1 protein-coding gene is annotated in these 505 nt (G+C 72.9%); it reads right to left on the bottom strand.

Annotated features, from left to right (window positions below; genetic code table 11):
• Positions 1-198: 198 nt before the first annotated feature.
• Positions 199-505, bottom strand: a 307-nt coding sequence (locus tag DEIPI_RS40750) for a serine hydrolase (protein ID WP_169737231.1), incomplete at its 5' end; no start/stop codon positions are given.

Genomic DNA, 505 nt, shown 5'->3' with positions numbered 1-505 from the left:
GCGTTCGGCGGCGAGGTCCACGGCGCGCGCGAGGTCCGCCGAGGCGGCCTCCACGGCGCGCGCCGCGAGCATCTGGTCACGGACGAGGAGACCCACGACGTCGGTCGTGGGCAGGACGTCGAGATCGGCGGAGTGTTCGTGAAGTCGTTCGGTGTCCAGCATGGAAGTCTCCGATGAAAGGTCAGTGGTGGGGCGTGCTCAGGGCCGCCACGCGGCGTGCACGGCGTTGGCGAATCGGCGGCGCAGATGGATGATGTCGTCCCCGCCGTGCCGGGTGGGGTGGACGCGGTTGGTGAGCAGCACGATCCCGTAACCCCGCGTGGGCTCCACCCACACGCTCGTGCCGGTGAAGCCGGTGTGCCCGAACGCGCGGGCGCTGGAGAGCTCCCCGCCCGAGCAGGTGGGGTGCCCGAGAATCCAGCCGAGGCCGCGCGCGCCGCCGCCGGGCTCCTCCGCCCAGGGGCGCGTCATGAGCTCCAGGGTGGCGGGACTCACGGCGTCCGTG

Origin of the sequence: Deinococcus pimensis DSM 21231, assembly GCF_000519345.1 — a bacterium.
Classification (GTDB): Bacteria; Deinococcota; Deinococci; order Deinococcales; family Deinococcaceae; genus Deinococcus_A; species Deinococcus_A pimensis.
Note: the sequence above shows the minus strand (reverse complement) of the source record. Positions and strands in the feature narration are given on the sequence as shown.